Origin of the sequence: Streptomyces sp. PT12, from assembly GCF_003311645.1 — a bacterium.
GTDB lineage: Bacteria > Actinomycetota > Actinomycetes > Streptomycetales > Streptomycetaceae > Streptomyces.
Map to the genome: position 1 here is coordinate 1 of NZ_QEST01000255.1, position 2595 is coordinate 2595.

The window sequence follows — 2595 nt, forward strand, 5'->3', positions numbered from 1 at the left end:
GCAGCGGCAGCACCTCCGACTCCGACGCCTGCACCGCCACCATCGCACCACCCTCCGGCAGCGCACCCATCAGACGACCACGGGCCGCCACCAGAGCGCACGCGTCGTCCAGAGACAACACCCCCGCGACATGCGCCGCCCCGATCTCGCCGATCGAGTGACCGGCGAGAAAGTCAGGGCTGACACCCCACGACTCGACCAGCCGGAACAGCGCCACCTCAACCGCGAACAACGCCACCTGCGCGAACTCGGTGCGACTGAGCAGGTCCGCGTCCCCACCGAAGGTCACATCGCGCAGGGGGCGGGTCAGTTCGCGGTCCAGGCGCGCGCACACGGCGTCGAACGCGTCCGCGTACACCGGGAACACCTCATACAACTCCCGCCCCATGCCAAGCCGTTGACTGCCCTGCCCCGAGAACAGGAAGGCCAGGGGGCCGCCTCGCCCGGTGGCGCGCACCACACCGGTCGCGGTCCTGCCGTCGGCGAGGGCGTCGAGGCCGATGCTCAGCGTCTCCCTGTCGCGCGCGATGACAACGGCGCGTTCGTCCAGGGGAGTTCGCGCGGTCGCGGTGGCGTAGCCGAGGTCGAGCGGGCGGGCCTCGGTGATCGTGCGGAGGCGGGTGGCCTGTTCGCGCAGGGCCTCGGGGGTGGCGCCCGACACGATCACGGGAACGACGGGCAGCGTCCGGGTGGGGGCGTCGGGCTTTTCGTCCGCAGGGGCGTCGGGGGCTTGTTCGACGATGACATGGGCGTTGGTGCCGCTCATGCCGAAGGAGGAGACGGCGGCGCGGCGCGGGCGCTGTGCCTCCCATGGGCGGGCCTCGGTCAGCAGCTCGACCGCGCCCGCCGACCAGTCCACATGCGGCGTGGGCTCGTCGACGTGGAGGGTCTTGGGCAGCAGCTCGTGGCGCATCGCCATGACCATCTTGATGATGCCGCCGACGCCGGATGCGGACTGGGTGTGGCCGATGTTGGACTTCAACGAGCCGAGCCACAGCGGCTGTTCACGGTCCTGCCCGTAGGTGGCGACGACGGCCTGGGCCTCGATCGGGTCGCCGAGGCGGGTGCCGGTGCCGTGTCCCTCGACGACGTCGACATCGGCGGAGGTGAGGCCCGCGTTGGCCAACGCGGCGCGGATGACGCGCTGTTGGGATGGGCCGTTGGGGGCGGTGAGGCCATTGGAGGCGCCGTCCTGGTTGGTGGCCGTTCCGCGCACCACCGCCAGGACGGGGTGGCCGTTGCGGCGGGCGTCGGAGAGGCGTTCCGCTAGGAGAAGCCCGACGCCCTCGCCCCACCCCGTGCCGTCGGCGGCGGCGGCGAACGCCTTGCAGCGGCCGTCGGAGGCCAGGCCGCCCTGGCGGGAGAACTCGACGAATGTGCCGGGCGTGGCCATGACCGTCACACCACCGGCGAGCGCGAGGGTGCACTCGCCCTGCCGGAGCGCCTGCACGGCCAGGTGGAGTGCGACCAGGGAGGACGAGCAGGCGGTGTCGACGGTGACGGCGGGGCCTTCGAGGCCGAACGTGTAGGAGAGGCGACCTGAGACGACGCTGGCGGCGTTGCCGGTGCCGACGTGGCCGCCGAGTTCGTCGGACGCGGAGACCAACAGGGCCGCGTAATCCTGGTTGTTGGTGCCGACGAAGACGCCGGTGGCGCTACCGCGCAGCGTGGATGGCGCGATACCGGCGTGTTCGAACGCCTCCCACGACGTCTCGAGCAGCAGCCGCTGCTGGGGGTCCATGGCCAGCGCCTCGCGCGGGGACACGCCGAAGAAGGCGGGGTCGAAGTGGCCAGCGTCGTACAGGAATCCGCCGAGGGTGGTGGTGGAGGCGCCGGAGCCCAGGGTGTCGAGGTCCCAGCCACGGTCGGTCGGGAAGGAGCCCACCGCGTCGCCGCCCGATGCCACCAGGTCCCACAGGTCCTCGGGCGAGCGGACGCCACCGGGGTAGCGGCAGGCCATGCCGACGATGACGATCGGGTCGTCGGCGACCGAGGCCGGGGTGGGAAGGCGGTCGTCGGGGGCGTTCTCCTCGCCGGACAGCTCGGCGGCTACATGGGCGGCCAGGGCTTCGGCGTTGGGGTGGTCGAACGCGGCGGTGGCGGGGAGCGGCAGGCCGGTGGCGGCGGTGAGGGCGTTGCGCAGCTCGACGGCGGTGAGCGAGTCGAAGCCCAAGTCCCGGAAGGCGCGGCCTGGTTCGACCTCATTGGGCCCGGCGAAGCCGAGCACCGCCGCCGCCTCGGAGCGCACCAAGTGCAGCAGCTCGCGGGCGCGTTCGGCGTGGCCCAGCGTCGCGAGTCGGGTGGCCTGGACGCCGGTCGTCGTCTCGGTGGCGAGGGCGTCGGCCGCTTCGGGGAGGTCGGCGATCAGCGGGCGTGGCCTCGCGGCGGCGAACGCGGGGGCGAAGACGGACCAGTCGACATCGGCGACGGTCAGGCACGTCTCGCCGTCGCCGGTGGCCTGCCGAAGGGCGGCGAGGGCGATGGCGGGGTCAAGGGCGATGAGGCCGCGGCGGCGCAGGGCGTCGCCGGTCTCGTTCGAGGCCATGCCGCCGCCCGCCCAGGGGCCCCAGGCGATCGACGTGGCGGTCAACCCGC

Annotated in this window: 1 protein-coding gene; it reads right to left on the minus strand. The window is 73.0% G+C overall.

The window, feature by feature from the left end; all coding sequences use genetic code 11:
- Positions 1–2595, minus strand: a 2595-nt coding sequence (locus tag DEH69_RS27120) for a type I polyketide synthase (RefSeq protein ID WP_113689628.1), incomplete at both ends; no start/stop codon positions are given.